Below are 18984 nucleotides of genomic sequence, written 5' to 3' on the forward strand. Positions count from 1 at the left end.
CGGCAGTGCGCTGGTGGTGGCGTTTGCCATGCTGCGCTCCGGCAGCACGGCAGGCCTGTCCATTCATTTCGCAGACCTCCTGCTGCTGGCCGCCATGTTGTGTGCAGCCGTGGGCTACGGCTACGGCGCGCGGCTGTCGCAGCACATGCAGGCCGAACATGTGATCTGCTGGGCGCTGGTGTTCTCACTGCCCCTGACGCTGCCGCTGTCCATCCTGAGCTGGCCCACGGCGCCGCTGAAAGCCAGCGCCTGGGCAGGGTTTGCGTATGTGGGCGTGTTTTCCATGTGGCTGGGCTTTTTCGCCTGGTACCGTGGCCTGGCACTGGGCGGCACCGTGCGCGTCAGCCAGGTTCAGTTGGTGCAGCCCTTCCTGTCCATGCTGTTTGCCGTGCCGCTGCTCGGCGAGCGACTGGATGCCGTCACCGTGGGCTTCAGCCTCGCCGTGATCGCCACCGTCTTCATCGGCAAAAAGATGCCGGTGCATCCCGCTTCCCGGAAACAGGCGGGCGATGCAGGCTCCACGCCCCTGCTGCACGCAAGGAAACCCTGATGTACTCCGCGGCCTTTATTTTCGAACCCGGCACTTATGACGAGCGCTTCCATGCCCTGGACGCACTGATTGAGGAAGCTGCGCTTGCCACGCCGGGCTACCTCGGGGCGGAGTCCTGGCGCTCAGCGGACGGCGTGTTGGTCAACGCCACCTATTTCTGGGAAAACGAAGAATCGCTGCGCGCGTTTTCGGCCCACCCCAGGCACCTGGAGGCCAAAAGCCAGTACACCCGCTGGTACAAGGGTTTCCACATCGTCGTGTCGCAGGTGCTGCGCTCCTACGGCGACGGCGCGATCACCCACATCACGCCCAACCAGAGGAAACGCGCATGACAGGTACACCCGAACAACGCCTGGAGCAACTCGGTCTGGTTCTTCCGCCGGTCACCGCGCCGCGCGGCAATTTTGACGCCTGGGTGCTTGAAGGCTCCACGCTCTATTTGTCGGGCAAGGGCTCGCCACAGCGCCGGGAACTGGCCCAGGTGCCCAAGGTCGGGCGCGAAATCAGCGCCGAAGAGGCGCGCGCCCATGCGCATGAAGTCGGCCTGCACCTGATCGCGACCATGCAGGTGGCCCTGGGCCAGCTCTCGCGTGTCCGGCGTGTACTCAAGGTGCTGGGCATGGTCAATGCCGCGCCCGATTTCATGGGACACACCGAAGTCATCAACGGCTGCTCTGACTTGCTGGTGCAGGTTTTCGGCGAGGCCGGCCACCACGCCCGTTCGGCCGTCGGGGTGGGGTCGCTGCCGCGCGGCTTCGCGGTGGAAATCGAAGCCATCGTTTCCATCAGGGAGTAAGGCCATGAAAATAGACAGCATTCCGTTCGGCACCACCGACTGGTCCAACGTCGAACGCACCGAACATTCAGCACTCGAAGGCAAGGCCTTCTGGCGCACGCAGAAATTCGGCGAGGTGCGGGTGCGCATGGTCGAGTACACACCTGGCTACGTGTCCGACCACTGGTGCAGCAAGGGCCACATCCTGCTGTGCCTGACGGGTGAATTGCACACGGAACTGGAAGACGGCAGCCTGCATGTGCTGCGGCCCGGCATGAGTTACCAGGTGGCCGACCAGGCCGAGGCGCACCGCTCAACCGCACCCAAAGGTGCGACACTGTTTATCGTGGATTGATGACGGCACTGCCGGCACGAAAGAGAACAACCATGGAAAGAAACCCTATGCACTGGACACTGGCCGCACGTGCCGAAAAAATGAACCCCTCGGTGATCCGCGAGATCCTCAAGGTCACCGAAAAACCCGGCATCATCAGCTTCGCCGGCGGCCTGCCCTCGCCCAGGACTTTTCCGATCAGCGCGTTTGCCGAGGCCTGCGCCAAGGTGCTGCGCGAAGACGGCCAGGCCGCGCTGCAGTATGCCGCCAGTGAGGGTTACGGCCCGCTGCGCGAGATGGTGGCGGCCATGCTGCCCTGGAAAGTGGACCCGGCACAGGTGTTGATCACCACCGGCTCGCAGCAGGGCCTGGACCTGCTGGCCAAGATCCTGATCGACAAGGACAGCCCTGTCCTGGTGGAAACGCCGACCTACCTCGGCGCGCTGCAGGCCTTCACACCGATGGAGCCGCAGATCGTGAGCGTGGCCAGCGACGACGAGGGCGTTGACGTGGCCGACCTCACCCGCAAGGCCAAAGGTGCGCGCTTCCTCTACGTGCTGCCCAATTTCCAGAACCCGACCGGCCGCACCATGAGCGAAGCCCGCCGCGCTGCTCTGTCGGCCCGCGCCGCCGAACTGGGCCTGCCGATTGTGGAAGACAACCCCTATGGCGACCTCTGGTTCGATGCGCCGCCACCGCTGCCGCTGAGCGCGCGCAACCCGGACGGCTGCCTCTACCTCGGTTCGTTTTCCAAGGTGCTGGCGCCCGGCCTGCGTCTCGGTTTCCTGGTGGCGCCCAAGACGCTTTACCCCAAGCTGCTGCAGGCCAAGCAGGCGGCCGACCTGCACAGCCCCGGCTTCAACCAGCGCATGGTGGCCGAGGTGATGAAGGACGGCTTCCTGGACCGCCACGTACCGACCATTCGCGCGCTCTACAAGTCGCAACGCGACGCCATGCTGGCCGCGCTGAAACGCGAAATGCCCACCGACGTCAGCTGGAACACGCCCGACGGCGGCATGTTTTTATGGGCTCGTTTGCCGCAGGGGATGAATGCGGTGGAGCTGCTGCCCCTGGCGGTTGAAAAGAACGTGGCCTTTGTGCCGGGCGCCGCGTTTTATGCCGACAACGCCGATCAGCGCAGCCTGCGCCTGTCTTTCGTGACGGCCAGCATCGACCAGATCAACACCGGTGTGGCGGCGCTGGCCGCAGCCATCCGGGAAAGCCGGCCAGCGCAGGCCAGTGCAGCCACAAGCGCGGTGGACCCCTCTTCACAAGCGGGGGCCGCGGAACCGGCTTCGCCGGGCCGCAGGCGCAGCGCCCCCCCGGGGGGCAGCGAACCACACGCAGTGGGAAGCGTGGGGGCCAACAGCGTCAGCGTGGAGGCCAAATAGATGCTGAAGATCTGGGGGCGGATGAGCTCGATCAACGTCAAGAAGGTGGTGTGGACAGCGCAGGAACTTGGGCTGGACTTCCAGCGCACCGAGGCCGGCGGCCTGTTCGGCGTGGTCAAGACACCCGAGTACATGCAGCTCAACCCCAACTCGCTGGTGCCGATGATCGAGGACGAAGGTTACGTGCTGTGGGAGTCCAATGTCATCGTGCGTTACCTTTGCGCCCGGCATTCAGCGGGTGACATGTACCCCACCGACCTGCGCGAGCGTTTTGATGCCGAGCGCTGGATGGACTGGCAACAGACCACCTTGAACCCGGCCAGCCGGCCCGGCTTCGTGCAGCTGATTCGCACACCACCCGAGCAGCGCGACGCCGCACTGGTGGCTGACTCCAACGCCGCCGTCGAAGCGCTGATGGCGACGCTTGATGCCCACTTGGCGCAGCGCTATTTCATGGTCGGCGAGCGTTTTACCGTGGCCGACATTCCCCTGGCCTGCGAAGTGCACCGCTGGTTTGGCCTACCGCAGCCGCGCCAGAGCCGGCCCCACGTCGAACGCTGGTACGACAGCATCCGCGCCCGGCAGGCCAGCAAAGGTGTGCTGGATTTGCCGCTTTCCTGACATTTTTATTGACAGACCCACCCCCATGAAAACCAGGCCTTTCAAGCAAGTCGATGTGTTCACCAGCCAGCCCTACTTCGGCAATCCGCTGGCCGTGGTGCTGGACGGCAGCGGCCTGGACGGCGCGGCCATGCAGCGTTTTGCGCACTGGTCCAACCTGTCGGAAACCACCTTTGTGCTGCCGCCGGAAGACCCGTCCGCCGACTACAGCGTGCGCATTTTCACGCCCGGCGGCGAGCTGCCTTTTGCCGGCCACCCGACCCTGGGCACCTGCCATGCCTGGCTGCAGGCCGGCGGCCAGCCCAAACGCCAGGACGTGATCGTGCAGCAGTGCCAGGTCGGCCTGGTGCCCATCCGGCGTGAAGGCGTGCGCCTGGCCTTTGCCGCACCACCGCTCAAACGCTCGGCCCCCAGCCCGGTCGTGCTGGCGCAAATAGCCGCCGCCCTGGGACTGAAGGCGCAACATATCGTTGCAGCCCAGCTGCTGGACAACGGGCCGGTCTGGCTGGGCCTGCTGCTGGACAGCGCCGACACCGTGCTGCAGCTCGAGGCGGATCACCTGGCGCTCAAGAAAATGGGAATAAAAGTGGGCGTGGCCGCCGCCCATGCTGCGCAGTCAGCTCCTGTTTTAATAGCGCGAAAAAACCGTGAGGCCCGGGCTTTCGGCGGCAGCACACAGCCCGCGCCAGCCGAAGCCGCCGGCGCAGACTTTGAAGTACGCGCCTTTGCGGCATCCATCGGCATCAACGAAGACCCGGTCACCGGCAGCCTGAATGCCAGCCTGGCGCAGTGGCTGATCGCCGACGGCCATGCGTCCGACAACTACACCGTGGCGCAAGGCACTTGCCTGGGCCGTGCCGGCCGGGTTCACCTCTCGCAGGAGACCACGGATGGAACAACACAAGTCTGGGTCGGCGGTGAATCCGTCACCTGCATCGCCGGAACGGTCACGCTGTGATCACCGCCCAGGTCGATCACCTGGTCGTCATGGCCGCCAGCCTGGACCAGGGTGTTCAATGGTGCGAAGCCACGCTGGGCATCACCCCGGGGCCGGGCGGCGAGCACCCGCTTATGGGCACGCACAACCGGCTGTTCAGCATCGCAGGCCCGGCCTTCCCGCGCGCCTACTTCGAGATCATCGCCATCCAGCCCGGTGTGACGCCTGCACGCCCGCCCGGCAAACACCGCTGGTTCGACATGGACGACCCGGTGCTGCAGTCGCGGTTGAGCGGTGAAGGGCCGCAGCTGATTCATTTTGTCGCGAGCGTGCCGGGCGTGGTTTCCGCCGTCAAGGCGCTGGCTGCGCAGGGCCTGGACCGCGGCGCCGTCGTGCAGGCCTCGCGCCAGACCGCCAGTGCCCTGCTGAGCTGGCGCATCACGGTGCGCGACGACGGCCAGCGGCTTTTCTACGGCGGCCTGCCCACGTTGATCCAGTGGGGCCGGGCATCCGAAGACCCGGCGCGTGCAGCCCATCCGCTCGACACCATGCAAGCCTCGGGCGTGACGCTCGAAGCATTGCGGGTCAGCCATCCGCGCCCGGAAAAACTGCAGGCTGGTTATGACGCCATCGGGCTGGTGGGCGTGACGCTGGCACAGGGCGCGCCCAGCCTGGTCGCCACGCTGCAAACGCCGCGCGGCCGGGTCCAACTCGAATCGAAAGGAATCTAGATGTTGACGGTTACCGAACTCGCCTGGTTTGCCCTGGTTGCGCTGGCGCTGGTGCTCACACCCGGGCCCAACATGATTTACTGCATCTCGCGCACGCTGTGCCAGGGCCGCGGCGCCGGCATGGTGTCGCTGGGAGGCGTGGCAGCCGGCTTTGTGGTGCATCTGCTGGCCGCTTCCTTCGGGCTCACCGCGCTGCTGCTGGCGGTGCCCATGGCTTTTACCGCCATCAAGGTGCTGGGCGCAGCCTACCTGCTGTGGCTGGCATGGCAGGCTGTCAAGCCGGGCGGGCTGTCCCCCTTTGAAACCCGCCAGTTGCCGAACGACCCGCCGCGCACGCTGTTCCTGATGGGTTTCATGACCAACCTGCTCAACCCCAAAGTGGCAATGTTTTACCTCTCCTTTTTTCCGCAGTTCCTGCACCCGGAGCGCGGCCAATTGCTGCAGCAAAGCCTGACCCTGGGGGCGGTCCAGATCAGCGTGAGCATGGCCATCAACACCCTGATCATTTTCTTTGCCGCCGGCCTGGCTGTTTTCCTGAACCGCAACATCACCTGGATGCGGGTGCAGCGCTACGTCATGGGCACGGTGCTGGGCCTGCTGGCGCTGCGCCTGCTGACCGAGAAGCGGGCCGCAGCATGAGCGCGGTGCTGCGCGAGCAAGCGCTGCCATCTCTCATGGGGCTGCCGGATCTGCAGGCCATCGAACACGCAGCCCGTGTGGTCTACCGTGAGTTCCAGGCCACGCCGCAATACCGCTGGGGTCTGTCCAGCCAGCGCCTGGGCACCGACTGCTGGATCAAGCACGAGAACCACACACCGGTCGGCGCCTTCAAGATACGCGGCGGGCTGACGTATTTCGACGCCCTGAAACAGGCCGGCGAGCTGCCGGCCGAGGTGATCAGTGCCACCCGCGGCAACCACGGCCAGAGCATGGGCTGGGCGGCGCGTGTACACGGCGTGGCCTGCACCATCGTGGTTCCGCGCGGCAATTCGCTGGAGAAAAACGCCGCCATGCGCGCGCTCGGCGTCACCTTGATCGAACACGGCGAGGACTTCCAGGAAAGCCGCGAGTTCGCGATGCGCCTGGCGACCGAACGCGGCGCCCACATGGTGCCGAGTTTTCATGCCGACCTGCTCAGCGGCGTGAGCACCTACTGGTGGGAGTTCATGCTGGCCGTGCCGCAGCTCGATGTGGTGTATGTGCCGATCGGCCAGGGTTCGGGCGCGTGTTCGGCGATTGCCGCCAAGCGGGCCCTGAAACGCGACCTGCGCATCGTCGGTGTGGTCAGCGCCCATGCCACCACTTATGCCGACTCACTGGCTGCCGGCCGCGTCGTCGAAGCACCGGTCAGCACCGAGCTGGCCGACGGCATGGCCTGCCGCATCGCGGACCAGAAAGCGCTGGACATCCTGCTGCCCCACCTGGACCAAGTTGTGAAAGTCACCGATGCCGAGGTGGCTCAAGCCATGCGTGACTTGTACAGCGACACCCACAACGTGGCAGAAGGCGCGGGCGCCGCCAGTTTTGCAGCAGCGATGCAGGAACGCAAACAACTCAAGGGACAGGTGGTGGGCGTGACCCTGTGCGGCGGCAATGTGGACAGCGTCGTTTTTGCCAAAGTCCTGGCGCCCGGCGATCAGGCCGATTTGAGCCAGTCCTGAAACCGCTGCAAAACCCTCATCTCCGCCTTCCACTCGGGGTAGCGCAGGTAGTAGGCTTTTTCTGCTTTCCACGCCATCGGTGACAGTGGCCTGACCTGGCCGCTTGCCACAGCCCCGGCAGCTACATACTCCGGAAGAAGCGCCACACCCAGCCCGGCAATCACGCCGTTCAGGGCCATGGAAAGCAAATCGTACTGGGGGCCGGCATCCAAACGCTGGGCCGGCAACAGCCCGGTCAACCCTGCTTGCGCCAGCCAGCTTGCCCAGGCGTGGGGCACCGTGGTGTGGCGGATCAACGGGTAGGCCGCCAGTACATTTTTCAGCGCATGCTGGCCATTCCCGCGCGGCAAGCCCTTCAACAAGCGGGGGGCGACGTAGGGTCGAAGCGACAGGGGAAGCACAAGTTCGGCGCGCAGGCCAGCGCTCGCACCGCTGCAAAACTCGATGGCAGCGTCATGCGGGACGCTGGAAAAGTCCACCGGCCCGATGTGTGTGGACAGGTTCAGCGTGACTTCAGGGTGGGCCGCCACAAATCCGCTCAGGCGCGGGATGAGCCAGTAAGTGGCAAAACTGGACGCCACACACAGATTGAGGGCGCCTCCCGCGCCCTTGTGGGTCACCACGTTTTGCGTGGCCCGCTCAAGCTGGCGCAAGGCGCTGGACACTTCCGCCAGATAGGCGCTGCCCACGCTGGTGAGCTTGAGCCCCGCGCGCTTGCGTACAAACAGCGACACGCCCAGCTGTGCCTCCAGCCCCAGCACCTGATGACTCACTGCCCCCTGGGTGAGATGAATCTCCGCTGCGGCCTTGGTAAAACTTTCATGGCGCGCGCTGGCGTCGAAGCAGCGCAGCGCCGTCAGGGAAGGAAGTGTGGCCATGACATGAATAAAACTATTGCGACAAATAAAACTATTCGTTTGTCTGGTGGGCGATGTCGAATTAAATTCACTTCACCTTCCAACAACCCAACAAGGATCGGGCATGAACATTATCAATAATACTGCAGCGCTGCGCAGACGCGATGTTCTGCGTGGCACGGCCGCTGCCGTCGGCTCCTTCATCGTGGCAAGCCCGGTCTTTTCCCAAAACTACCCAGGAAAACCGATACGCCTGGTTGTGCCGTCCGCCGCAGGTGGCGCACCCGACGTCATTTGCCGCCTGCTCGGCAATGAGCTGAGCGTCGCGCTGGGCCAGCCCATCATCATTGACAACAAACCCGGTGCAGGCGGCGCGCTTGGCATGAGTGAGATTGCCCGCGCGGCCCCCGACGGCTACACCCTGGGTTATGGCAATGTGGTCACGCTCGCCATCAACAAGTCGCTCTACGCCAAGCTCCCCTACGACCCCGATTCGCTGACGGGCATTGCCTTGATGGGTACAGTCCAGAACGCCCTCGTGGTCCGCAATGGGCTCCCCGTCAAAACAGTGCGGGAACTGATTGACTACGCCAAAGCCCGCCCCGGCCAGCTGAACATAGGCTCTGCGGGCAATGGCACCACCGGCCATCTGGGCGGAGAGTTGTTCAAGTCACTCACCGGCACCTTCATCACCCACGTGCCTTATCGCGGCAGCCCAACAGCCATTCAGGACCTCATTGGCGGCCAGATCGACCTGATGTTCGACAACCTGTCGTCGATAGGGCCACACATCAAGAATGGCCGGGTGCGCGCCCTGGGCGTCAGCGGCAAACGCCGCTCCGCCCTCTTTCCGCAACTGCCAACCATCGACGAGGCTGGCGTCAAGGGTTATGAAACCACGGCATGGGGCGGCATCGTGGGGCCGAAAGGCTTGCCGGTGGAGATGGTGGAACGACTGAACGTGGAGATCAACCGCATCCTGTCTACCCAGGCCGTCCGGGAAAAGTACGCCCAGATGGCGTTCGAGACCATGGCCTCGCCGCCCAACCTCCTGATGACCATGGCCAAGATTGAATCCCCTCGCTGGGCCGAGGTTGTCAAGCGATCCGGAGCCAAAGTGGAATGAGCGAAGCCAGCTTCGCCTCGCAGAATTTCGTCATCAGGGGTGCGGACGTCATTGACGGCACGGGTAGCGCCCGCTTCCGCGCCGACGTGGTGGTGACCGATGGTCGGGTATCGGCGATCGCTCCCGCAGGCCGGGGCATGGGCCGCAACGTCGTGGAGGCCTCGGGCATGGTGCTGTGCCCCGGCTTTATCGACACCCACACGCATGACGATCAGTTGCTGCTGCAACCCACGCTGCCGCACCCTAAGCTGACACAGGGGGTCTGCACTGTCGTCACAGGCAATTGCGGCATCAGCCTGGCACCGCTGCTGACCCGCGCACCCCCCGCCCCCCTTGACTTGCTGGGTAGGGACGTTTTCGTCCACAACACCTTTCGTGAGTACCTGATGGCGCTCGATCAGTTGCAACCGTGCATTAACGTCGTGCCCTTGATTGGCCACACCACACTGCGCGTGCGGCATGTGGAAGATCTCGGACGCACCGCCACACTGGCGGAGATGAGCGCCATGGCCAACGAAGTCGCGCAAGCTCTGGACGCCGGCGCGTTCGGCCTGTCCACCGGTGTTTACTATCCGCCGGCGAGAGCCGCCACCACCGAAGAGTTGCTCGGTGTCTGCGCCGCATTGAAAGGGCGCAGCGCCATGCTGGCCATGCATCTGCGCGACGAAGGCGACAACATTGACGCCGCGCTGAAAGAGGCGCTGGATGTCGGCGCCGCCAGCGAGGCGGACCTGGTGATTTCGCATCACAAGGTAGTCGGTCCCCAAAACCACGGCCGCACGCTGGAAACCCTGCAGGCCATTGATCAGGCCGCATTGAAGCAATCGGTTTGCCTGGACTGTTACCCGTATGAGGCGTCCTCCACGATGCTTAACGCCGAAAAAGCCAGCCGCACGAAAGAAGTGCTGATCACCTGGTCGCAGGCATATCCGGAGCACAGCGGCAAAAGCCTGAAGACCATTGCAGAAAGCTGGGGGCTCAGTCTGCATGCGGCGGCCCAACGCCTGATGCCAGGCGGTGCCATCTACTTTGCGATGGCCGCCGAAGATGTCGAACGCGTCCTGCAACACCCGCTGACCATGATCGGTTCCGATGGCCTGCCGCATGACCATCGCCCCCATCCCAGGCTGTGGGGGACTTTCCCCCGCGTGCTGGGCCATTACAGCCGGGACAAAAAACTGCTTCCACTGGAAACAGCCATCCACAAAATGACCGGGCTGCCGGCACGGCGATTCGGCCTGACAGGCCGCGGAACCATTGCGCCCGGCAACAGCGCGGACCTGGTGTTGTTTGATCCCCTGGAAGTGCGTGACAACGCCAGTTATGACGCGCCTGACGTGCCGTCAACCGGCATCCACGCCGTGTATGTCAACGGTCATCTGGCGCTATGGCGCGGTAAACAGATAGCCTCGCACGCGGGTCGGCGGCTCATTCCGTCCAGAACATCATGAGCATCGATTTTTATGCCGACCCGGAGATCGCGATACTTCTGGCCCGCAACTTCCAGGCTCACGCATGAAGATCTGCGTCATCGGCGCCGGTGTGGTCGGGTGTGCCACCGCCTACCATTTGTGCGACCTCGGACACGAAGTCGTGTTGGTGGACGGAAAAAGCTCACCCGGCGAAGGCACCAGTTTTGCCAATGGCGGACAACTGAGTTACAGCTATGTCGAACCCCTGGCCAGCCCCGCGACCCTGCGGGGTTTGCCCGCCATGCTTCTGGACAAAAACTCCCCCTTGCGCTGGCGCCCGACAGCCGACTGGGCGCAATGGGCGTGGGGACTCCGGTTTCTGGCGGCGTGCAACGCCAGGCAGCTTGAGCAAGGCACCCACCAGCTTCTTGGCATCGCGGCTTTGAGCCAAGCCACGCTCGACGACTGGATGGCCCGCGACAGCCTGGAATTCAACTTCACGCGCAACGGAAAGCTGGTGCTTAGCCCGGATGAACCCACGCTCAAGCGGCAAGGGCAACAAATTGCACTACAGGCCTACGCGGGTGTGGTCCAGCAGTTGCTGGACCGGGAACAATGCCTCGCCATTGAACCTGCGCTGGGAAACTACCCCGGGTTTATCGGCGGCGTATGGACGGAGGGCGAATGCGCCGGCGACCCCTACCTTTTTTGCCACGCTCTTGTCGCGGCGGCAAAAAAGCGCGGACTCCTCTGTTTATTTGACACACAGGTGAAGGGTTTTTTATTCCGCAATGGGCTGGCGACCTCCATTGAGACCGGGAAAGGGCTTGTCAGCGCAGACGCATTTGTTCTGGCTACCGGCGTCCAGGCACCCGTGCTCGCCAGCCAGTTGGGTGAACATTTGCCGATCTACCCGATCAAGGGATACAGCGTGACACTGCCGCTCAGGCCCAACCAGGCTATTCCCAAAGTCAACGTCACCGATCTCTCACAGAAAATGGTGCTGGCGCCTCTGGACGGCAAACTGCGGGTCGCTGCGATGGCAGAGTTTGCGGGTTACGGGCTGGAGGCGGCGCCCCACACGATTGAACGCATTACCCGGACCGTGGAAAAAATTTATCCCGGTGCATGCGAGATGGCATACCCCCAAGCCTGGGCCGGACTGAGGCCGGCGACCCCGACCTCTGTGCCCATCATCAGAAGGTCCCGCATCGCCAACGTGACCCTTAACGTGGGGCACGGCGCTCTCGGGTTCACACTTGCCGCAGGTAGCGCAAAACTGGCTGCCGCATTGGTGGCGGAGCCGGATAGTCTGGGCAACAAGAGTTGACCCCACTGCCGGGCGGCGCGACCGCCTGCGGTTTCCAAGTCACGCATGAGACGCTGTGAAGCCACGGGTATGGTCACAATTTACCGATGGGAACCCTTTACCTCGTGCGCCACGGCCAGGCCTCGTTTGGCGCTGAAAACTACGATGTGCTGAGCAGCATGGGGCACATGCAGAGCGTGCGCCTGGGGGAATACTTCAAATACAAGGGCGTGACCTTCGACGCTGCGCTGACCGGCACGCTGAACCGCCAGATCCAGACCTTCGAAGGCATCTGCCAGGGAATGGGTACGGCGCTCGATGCCTTGCGGCAAACCGGGCTCAACGAATACGACGCGGAAGCGGTGATCGCGGCCATCCATCCGGCCAAACTCGAAAAACCGACTTCGCCCGAGATGGTTCGCGGCCACTTCCGCCTGCTCAAGGACGGCCTGGCGCAGTGGATGGCCGGTGTGGTCAGCCCGCGCGGCATGCCCAGTTACACCGATTTTGTGGCAGGCATCACCGGGGTGCTGGACCACGTCAAGACCAGCTATACCGGTAACGTGTTGCTGGTCTCCAGCGGCGGCCCGATTGCCACCGCCGTGGGCCATGTGCTGGGCACCAGCCCCGAGGCCACCATCGACCTGAACCTGCGCATCCGCAACTGCTCGGTCACCGAATTTGCCTTCACACCCAAGCGGCACATGCTGGTGACCTACAACACCCTGCCGCACCTGGATGCACCGGAACACGCGGACTGGATCACCTACTCATAGAGGCAGGGGTTTACCGTCACCGTCCAGCGTTCCGGCCTGCAGCCATTGCAGATAACCCGCAGCGCCCGCAGTAACTGGCACTTGCAGAATTTCCGGCACCTCATAGGGGTGGTTGGCGAGAATGAATTTTTCCACTTGCGTGTACAGCGCCGCACGGGTCTTGACCAGCAGCAGGTATTCCGCTTCGCGGTGGCTCTCGCCCTGCCAGACATAAAAACTCTTCACAGGCATCACCTGAACACAGGCCGCGAGTCTGGCTTCGACCAACTGCTGCGCCAGTGCCTCCGCGGCGGCCTCATTGTTGATGGCCGTCATCACGATACACACCGCGTCCATCACCCGGATGAACCTAGCGCGGCGTCTGGCCGCTGACACGCCAGATCACATTGCCCACATCGTCGGCCACCAGCAAGCCGCCGCGCTTGTCGATGGCCACGCCGACCGGGCGTCCGTAGGCTTTACCGTCAGGGCTCAGGAAACCCGTCAGCACATCCACCGGCTTGCCCGTGGGTTTGTTGCCCACGAAAGGCACAAACACCACCTTGTAGCCGCTGTGCGGCTTGCGGTTCCAGGAGCCGTGTTCGCCGATGAACACGCCACTGGCCAGGGAAGAAGGCAGTTGGTTGCCTTCCGAGAAAACCATGCCCAGCGGCGCAACGTGTGAACCGAGCGCGTAGTCAGGCGCCACCGCTTTGGCCACGAGGTCGGGCCGTGGCGGCTTGACACGCACATCGACGGTTTGCCCGTAGTAGCTGTAAGGCCAGCCATAAAAAGCGCCGTCCTTCACAGAGGTCAGGTAGTCGGGCACCAGGTCGCTGCCGATTTCGTCACGCTCGTTGACCACGGTCCAGAGCGTGCCGTCGGCGCCCCAGCCCATGCCGTTGGGATTGCGCAGGCCGGAAGCGAACAGGCGGCGAGTGCCGGTTTTGGGGTCGACCTCATGAATGGCCGCGCGGTCGACCTCGATGTCCATGCCGTTTTCGCCGATGTTGCTGTTCGAGCCGACCGTGACGTACAGCTTGCTGCCGTCGCGGCTGGCAATCACGTTTTTGGTCCAGTGGTGGTTGATGCCGGCCGGCAGGTCCACCACCTTGACCGGCGTGGCCGTGATCGTAGTCTGGCCTTCTTCATACGGCACCTTGACCAGCGCGTCGGCATTGGCGATGAACAGTTCCTTGCCGACCAGCGCCATGCCGAACGGGGACGTCAGGCCCTGCAAAAACACGGTGCGGGTTTCCGCCTGGCCGTCACCGTCCGTGTCGCGCAGCAGCGTGATGCGGTTGGCGCTGGGCACCGCGGCCCCGGCTCGTTTCATGACCTTGCCCATGACCCAGCCACGCAAGCTGAAACCGGGGTCCGGTTTGGGCGGATTGTTGCTCTCGGCCACCAGCACGTCGCCGTTGGGCAGGACATAAACCCAGCGCGGGTGGTCCAGGCCAGTAGCCAGCGCGGTGACCGCCATGCCGGCCTGGGGTTGCGGCTTCACACCCTCGGGCCAGCCCTGCGCGGGGGCGATGTTCACGGTGGGGATCATGGACTTGACCGGTTCGGTCAGGGTCGGCGTGGCGCCCACGTCGGTGCCAGGCGGCACCTTGGAGGTATCGCCGCAGGCCGCAAGGCCTGCAGCCAGCAACACAGACAGCACCGCCAGCAGTCGCCGGCCGGGAGTGGAGAAACACGGAATTCGCATGACGGCTCCTTTTTTGCCTGGCTGCAGCGGGGGCAGCAGATCCAGAGACTGTGCCAGCTCCGTGGCCCGGCGCTGTCAGCCGGATGCCCAACTGCCTGTCGGAGCAACAGACTGCCAGTCAGCCCGGGACGGAAAGCTTGCGGGTTTCCTGCAGCAGGTCGGCCAGGGCCTGGCCGCTGGCACGCAGCACGGCCATGCCTTTTTCCGCCGTGGCCGCCGCCGCATTGCCCGCCGCGCCCTGCGGGTTCAGGTCCTGCGCCGCCCAGGCCAGCTTGGCGCCGACACCGTTGCCGAGGATGGCATGCTGCTGCGCGCGGTCCTGGCTGCTGGAATGGAAGTTTTGTGCCAGCGCCATGTCTACCTTGTGCGAATGCAGCGCCAGCATCATGGAGGTTTCAACGTCACCGCCGTGCACGCCGAAACGCTCTTCATCGGGCCCGAACAGGCCTTTGACATCGGCTGGCAGCGGCAGGCTGAAGGTGTTGACGGTGAGCGCGGTCATGCCGAAGCGGGCCCGCAGCTCACGCCCGACGATGTCCAGCGTCGAGACATTGCCGCCATGCGAGTTCAGAAAAACCAGCTTCCTGATGCCGGTGCGCGCAACACACTCACCGAGGTCCAACCAGCTCTGGATCAGGGTGGCAGCGCCCAGGGTCAGCGTGCCCGCAAAAGCCACATGCTCGATGCTGCGCCCGACCGTCTGCGTGGGCAGGAACAACACCGGGGCGTCGCCCAGGTGCGGCAGGCAATGCGCAATCACGCCGTTGACCAGGTCGGTGTCCACACTGAGCGGGAGGTGCGGGCCATGCTGCTCGATGGCGGCAACCGGCAGCACGGCGATGGATGCGCCCGCGTCCAGCCGGGCGAAGTCGGGGCTTTTGAGGTCAGCCCAAAAGTAGCGGTGCTGGCTTGGCGTTGTCATGGCCGTATTGTGCCGCGAGCTGTGTCAGGCAGCCGCTGCAGCTTGCCGGATGTCTTCGCGCAGGCTTTTTTGCTGACTCAGATGGCGGTTTTGCCGCTCGGCACCGTGCTTGTCGGTTAGCCGCGTCTTCTGCGCGCCACTCAACAGGCCCGCCAGGCAACGCGGCCGGGCTCGCGCGCCGCTCGCCTGGTAGTCCGTCAGCAAGGCGGCACGCACGGCTTGTTCATTGAGCCCACGCACCTGCACCAGATGCGCAAACAGCAGATCCACCAGTTTCTCCAGCGCAAACTCATGGGTCTTGCCGGTCATCTGCCAGAGCCAGTCGCTGAAGTTGAGGAAATGCTGGAAGGCCGAGCCCGGCTCCAGCAGCAGCTTCAACGCGACTGCAAACCGCCCGGAGTTGGCCACCATCTCCCAATAACGCGCAAACCGTTTGATACGCTGCATGGCCGCAAAGTCCACCGTGGAATTTTGCAGGATGGTGTAGGGCGTGTGCGGGTCGTAAGCCATTGCAAACTCTGCCGTGTGCCGCGTGATCGGCGTGCCGCGCAAACGCTTGAGCACACCGAACTGGATTTCATGCGGTGCCAGGCCGTAAAGGCGGTCAAAGCCCTCGGCAAAACTCTCCACCGTCTCGCCGGGCAGGCCGAAAATCAGGTCCGCATGCACATGGGCCCGGCTTTCGCTGACCAGCCAGCGCAGGTTGTCGGCCGTCTTGTCGTTGTCCTGCTTGCGCGAGATGCGCTGCTGCACCTCGGGGTTGAAGCTCTGGATGCCGACCTCGAACTGCAGCGAGCCCTCGGGGAACTGCGCGATCAACGCCTTCAGGCGGTCCGGCAGGCTGTCGGGCACCACCTCGAAATGCACAAACACATCCTGCGCCTCCTGAATCCGGTCCAGGAAAAACTGCAGGATGCGTACCGAGTTGTCAATCTTCAGGTTGAAGGTGCGGTCCACAAACTTGAAGTTGCGCGCGCCGCGGCGGTACAGCGCCTCCATCTCGGCCATGAAGCCGTCCAGCTCGAAGGCCCAGGCGGTCTTGTCGAGCGAACTCAGGCAGAACTCGCACTTGAAAGGGCAGCCGCGCGAAGCCTCGACATACAGCAGGCGCTGCGCCAGGTCCTCGTCGCTGTAGTCCTGGTAAGGCAGTGCCAGTTCGCCAAGCGCGGGCTGTTCGCCGGCAATCACTTTCATCAATGGCTTCGGGCCGTCAAGCAGGGCGCGACACAGCCTGGGAAAACTCACATCGCCCCAGCCGGTCACCACATGGTCGGCCAGGCGGCAGATCTCCTGTTGCTCCACCTCGTGGCTGACCTCGGGGCCGCCCAGCACAATCCTGATTTCCGGCCTCAGGGTTTTCAGCAGGCGCACCAGCTGGGTGGTTTCGACCACGTTCCAGATGTACACACCCAGCCCAATCACCTCGGGCTGCAGCGCCAGCAGTTCTTCCACCATGCGGGTCTCGGGCTGGCCGATGACAAACTCGCGCAGCTGTGTCTGCGCGCGCAGGCCGGCGCCGCCATGCCGGTCCATGTTCGCCAACAGGTAGCGCAGGCCCAGCGAGGCGTGGATGTATTTGGCGTTCAGCGTGGCCAGGACAATCCGCGCCCGGCTTTCGGGACCAGGGGTGGCGGGCAGTGACGCAAGGCGGTTCATGCCGGTATTATCAAACCATGACGCAAAACCTGTTTCGCGACGACGCTTATCTCACCGAATGCACGGCCACGGTCACAGCCATCAGCGAGCAGGGCCTGGTGCTGGACCGCACGGTGTTTTACCCGCTGGGCGGCGGCCAGGCAGGCGATGCCGGTGTGCTGGTGCTGGCCGACGGCCGCGAGATCGTCATCGCCGACACGCGCAAGGGCAAAAACGCGGAAGGCCAATTCACCGAAGCCGTTTGCCACCTGCCTGCCCTGCCGCACGCCGATGCCCCGGTGCTGGAGGCGCTGCTGCAGACAGGCCTGCAGGTGGGAGACCAGGTGATTGCCCGCATCGACTGGGCGCGCCGGCACCGGCTCATGCGTTTTCACACCACCACACACCTGCTGTGCCACCTGGTGCCACAGCTCGTGAACGGCTGCTCGATCACGCCCGACTACGCGCGGCTGGACTTCAACATGACGGACCCGCTGGACAAGGACGTCCTGAGTGCCGGCATTGCCCGGCTGGTGGCCGCGGTGCACCCGGTCACGGTAGGCAGCATCACCGATGCGGAGCTCGATGCGAACCCGGCCCTGGTCAAAAGCATGAGCGTGCAGCCGCCACGCGGCAGCGGCCAGGTGCGCACCATCCGCATCGGGACGGAGCAGATGATCGATTTCCAGCCCTGCGGCGGCACCCATGTGGCCAACACGTCGGAGATCGGCGCGGTGATCGTCACCAAAATCGAGAAGAAGAGTGCCACCACCCGCCGCGTGGTGCTGGGCTTCGCCGCCTGAATTTGCCGATGCGCCCGAGAAACATCACCGGCGACTCCTTTTTTGCCTGGGACGGCGAGGTGCTGGTGGTCAACATCCTGGGCAAGCCGTCGGCCAGCCGTGACGCGATTGGCAAGCCCAAGGGCACCCAGCTCAAGGTCAGCGTGACCGCGGCGCCGCAGGCGGGCAAGGCCACCGACCACATGCTGCGTTTCCTGGCGCCGCTGTTTGGCGTGGCAGTCAGCGACATCGAGGTCGTGTTCGGCCGGGAAAACGTCAACAAGCAGCTGCGCATCCGGGCGCCCAAAAAACTGCCGGCAGTCTTCGCGCAAACTTCGCTGTTGTCGGATGCCGATTGACCCACCTCAGGCGCAAACCGGCGCCCTGCCGGACAATAGCGCCTGAGGCCTGCTCCCCCGGTGCCCCAGGAACTAAAGGCGGTGGCGCCGCTCACACCATGACCATGATTTTCCAGCGCTTCGCGTCCGCTCTGTTTTTTATAGCTGTTTGCGTAGCAACGACGGGCGCTACAGCTCAAATCAGCTTCACAAGCAAGGCCGCCCCCAGCGCGGTGGTAAACACCGACCAGGTCAAGGCTGAATTGCTGGCGTGGGCACCGGACGGTGTGGATGCGGGCAAGCCGGTCTGGGTCGGCCTGCAGCTGGCACACATTCCCGAGTGGCACACCTACTGGAAAAACTCCGGCGACTCCGGCCTGCCGACGCTGCTCGAATGGACACTGCCGGCGGGTGTTTCGGCGGGCGAAATTGCCTGGCCGACACCCAAAAAAATACCGATAGGCACACTCGCCAACTATGGCTACGAAGGCACCGTGCTGCTACCGGTGCCGCTGACCGTGGCGCCCGGCTTCAACGCCGCCAACCTCGACATACGGCTCAAGGCCAGCTGGCTGGTCTGCAAGAAGGAATGTATTCCGCAGGAAGGCGATTTTGCGCTGCGGATACCGGCCCGAAGCTCCACCGCATCCAGCGGCACGCTCTTCGCCGCTGCTTTCGCCGCAAGCCCGCAGCCCTTGCCGGCGGCGGGCAGCCAGGTGGACGTTGGCACCAACAGCATCAAGGTGGCGCTGCGCGGTTTGCCGGCCGGACTGCAGGGCAAGACCCTGGCGTTTTTCCCCGAAACCGGCAGCGTGATCGAACCCGCCGGTGCCTGGCAGCAGGCCTGGCAGGGCCCGGTCTGGACGGCGCAGTTGCCGCTGTCGGGCCAGCGCACGGAAAGCCCGCGCCTGATGCCGGTGGTGGTCGCACTGGACAGCAACACCGCTTACCGCATCGAGGCGCCGGTCCAGGGTGAATGGCAGGCGGCAGCTGCGGCCGCCATCGTGCCGCCCGCCCTGGAAGCGGCCCTCAAGGCCAATGCCGCACTGGGCGCACCGTCCACAGGCGCGAGCGCGCCGTCGCTCACGCTGATGGCGGCTCTGCTCGGCGCCCTGCTGGGCGGGATCATCCTGAACC

At 64.2% G+C, this 18984-nt stretch carries 22 protein-coding genes; 17 read left to right on the plus strand and 5 right to left on the minus strand.

Going from position 1 to position 18984, the window contains the following annotated elements; all coding sequences use genetic code 11:
• The 10 genes from WA904_RS22080 to WA904_RS22125 all read left to right on the plus strand — a co-directional run.
• Positions 1-550 (plus strand): DMT family transporter (locus WA904_RS22080; RefSeq protein WP_425199271.1); only part of this gene is annotated, 550 nt, incomplete at its 5' end.
• Complete coding sequence (locus WA904_RS22085; protein WP_425199272.1) at positions 550-882, plus strand: antibiotic biosynthesis monooxygenase family protein; 333 nt, start codon at positions 550-552, stop codon at positions 880-882. The genes WA904_RS22080 and WA904_RS22085, both read left to right, overlap by 1 nt.
• On the plus strand, positions 879-1346 hold the full coding sequence (locus WA904_RS22090; RefSeq protein ID WP_425199273.1) for a RidA family protein: 468 nt from the start codon (positions 879-881) through the stop codon (positions 1344-1346). The genes WA904_RS22085 and WA904_RS22090 overlap by 4 nt, the downstream gene beginning before the upstream one ends.
• Positions 1347-1350: 4 nt before the next feature.
• Positions 1351-1680: a DHCW motif cupin fold protein gene (locus WA904_RS22095; protein ID WP_425199274.1), complete on the plus strand. Its 330-nt coding sequence runs from the start codon at positions 1351-1353 to the stop codon at positions 1678-1680.
• A 47-nt stretch (positions 1681-1727) separates the two neighbouring features.
• Positions 1728-3050 carry a PLP-dependent aminotransferase family protein gene (locus WA904_RS22100; RefSeq protein ID WP_425199290.1) on the plus strand — a complete coding sequence of 441 codons (1323 nt, stop codon included), beginning with the start codon at positions 1728-1730 and terminating at the stop codon, positions 3048-3050.
• Positions 3051-3671, plus strand: coding sequence for a glutathione S-transferase family protein (locus WA904_RS22105; RefSeq protein WP_425199275.1), 621 nt, complete (start codon positions 3051-3053; stop codon positions 3669-3671).
• A gap of 25 nt (positions 3672-3696) precedes the next feature.
• A complete protein-coding gene (locus WA904_RS22110; RefSeq protein ID WP_425199276.1) occupies positions 3697-4629 on the plus strand; it encodes a PhzF family phenazine biosynthesis protein in 933 nt (310 codons plus the stop codon).
• Positions 4629-5339, plus strand: a complete 711-nt coding sequence (locus tag WA904_RS22115; protein ID WP_425199291.1) for a VOC family protein — start codon at positions 4629-4631, stop codon at positions 5337-5339. Before WA904_RS22110 ends, WA904_RS22115 begins: the two co-directional genes overlap by 1 nt.
• A complete protein-coding gene (locus WA904_RS22120) occupies positions 5340-5978 on the plus strand; it encodes a LysE family translocator (protein ID WP_425199277.1) in 639 nt (212 codons plus the stop codon).
• Positions 5975-7000, plus strand: coding sequence for a threonine dehydratase (locus tag WA904_RS22125; RefSeq protein ID WP_425199278.1), 1026 nt, complete (start codon positions 5975-5977; stop codon positions 6998-7000). The genes WA904_RS22120 and WA904_RS22125 overlap by 4 nt, the downstream gene beginning before the upstream one ends.
• Here WA904_RS22125 and WA904_RS22130 read toward each other — a convergent pair.
• Positions 6976-7878 carry a LysR substrate-binding domain-containing protein gene (locus WA904_RS22130; RefSeq protein ID WP_425199279.1) on the minus strand — a complete coding sequence of 301 codons (903 nt, stop codon included), beginning with the start codon at positions 7876-7878 and terminating at the stop codon, positions 6976-6978. The genes WA904_RS22125 and WA904_RS22130 overlap by 25 nt on opposite strands.
• Positions 7879-7981: 103 nt before the next feature.
• Between WA904_RS22130 and WA904_RS22135 the strand changes: the two genes are divergently transcribed.
• The 4 genes from WA904_RS22135 (at position 7982) to WA904_RS22150 (ending at position 12480) form a co-directional block, all read left to right on the plus strand.
• Positions 7982-8983: a Bug family tripartite tricarboxylate transporter substrate binding protein gene (locus WA904_RS22135; RefSeq protein WP_425199280.1), complete on the plus strand. Its 1002-nt coding sequence runs from the start codon at positions 7982-7984 to the stop codon at positions 8981-8983.
• Positions 8980-10434, plus strand: a complete 1455-nt coding sequence (locus WA904_RS22140) for an N-acyl-D-amino-acid deacylase family protein (RefSeq protein ID WP_425199281.1) — start codon at positions 8980-8982, stop codon at positions 10432-10434. Before WA904_RS22135 ends, WA904_RS22140 begins: the two co-directional genes overlap by 4 nt.
• Before the next feature lie 64 nt (positions 10435-10498).
• Positions 10499-11725: a D-amino acid dehydrogenase gene (locus WA904_RS22145; RefSeq protein ID WP_425199282.1), complete on the plus strand. Its 1227-nt coding sequence runs from the start codon at positions 10499-10501 to the stop codon at positions 11723-11725.
• Between the two features lie 86 nt (positions 11726-11811).
• Positions 11812-12480 carry a histidine phosphatase family protein gene (locus WA904_RS22150; protein WP_425199283.1) on the plus strand — a complete coding sequence of 223 codons (669 nt, stop codon included), beginning with the start codon at positions 11812-11814 and terminating at the stop codon, positions 12478-12480.
• On the opposite strand, the gene cutA is transcribed toward WA904_RS22150, so the two are convergent.
• The 4 genes from cutA to WA904_RS22170 all read right to left on the minus strand — a co-directional run bounded on the left by cutA (position 12475) and on the right by WA904_RS22170 (position 16748).
• Positions 12475-12816 (minus strand): divalent-cation tolerance protein CutA, encoded by a 342-nt coding sequence (cutA, locus tag WA904_RS22155; RefSeq protein ID WP_425199284.1) that lies wholly within the window; start codon positions 12814-12816, stop codon positions 12475-12477. The two genes, WA904_RS22150 and cutA, sit on opposite strands and share 6 nt — an antisense overlap.
• A 13-nt stretch (positions 12817-12829) precedes the next feature.
• Positions 12830-14170, minus strand: coding sequence for a PQQ-dependent sugar dehydrogenase (locus WA904_RS22160; RefSeq protein ID WP_425199285.1), 1341 nt, complete (start codon positions 14168-14170; stop codon positions 12830-12832).
• Between the two features lie 118 nt (positions 14171-14288).
• Positions 14289-15092, minus strand: coding sequence for a creatininase family protein (locus WA904_RS22165; RefSeq protein WP_425199286.1), 804 nt, complete (start codon positions 15090-15092; stop codon positions 14289-14291).
• A 24-nt stretch (positions 15093-15116) separates the two neighbouring features.
• Entirely contained in the window at positions 15117-16748 is a 1632-nt protein-coding gene (locus WA904_RS22170; RefSeq protein WP_425199287.1) for a DUF4080 domain-containing protein, read from the minus strand.
• Positions 16749-16765: 17 nt separating this feature from the next.
• On the opposite strand from WA904_RS22170, the gene WA904_RS22175 reads away from it, so the two are divergent.
• The 3 genes from WA904_RS22175 to WA904_RS22185 form a co-directional block, all read left to right on the plus strand.
• Positions 16766-17530 (plus strand): alanyl-tRNA editing protein, encoded by a 765-nt coding sequence (locus WA904_RS22175; RefSeq protein ID WP_425199288.1) that lies wholly within the window; start codon positions 16766-16768, stop codon positions 17528-17530.
• Positions 17531-17538: 8 nt separating this feature from the next.
• Positions 17539-17868 carry a DUF167 domain-containing protein gene (locus WA904_RS22180; protein ID WP_425199289.1) on the plus strand — a complete coding sequence of 110 codons (330 nt, stop codon included), beginning with the start codon at positions 17539-17541 and terminating at the stop codon, positions 17866-17868.
• 104 nt (positions 17869-17972) lie between these two features.
• The coding region (locus WA904_RS22185; protein WP_425199292.1) for a protein-disulfide reductase DsbD domain-containing protein at positions 17973-18984 on the plus strand (1012 nt) is incomplete at its 3' end.

The organism is Polaromonas sp., assembly GCF_049790275.1.
Lineage (GTDB): Bacteria > Pseudomonadota > Gammaproteobacteria > Burkholderiales > Burkholderiaceae_C > Polaromonas.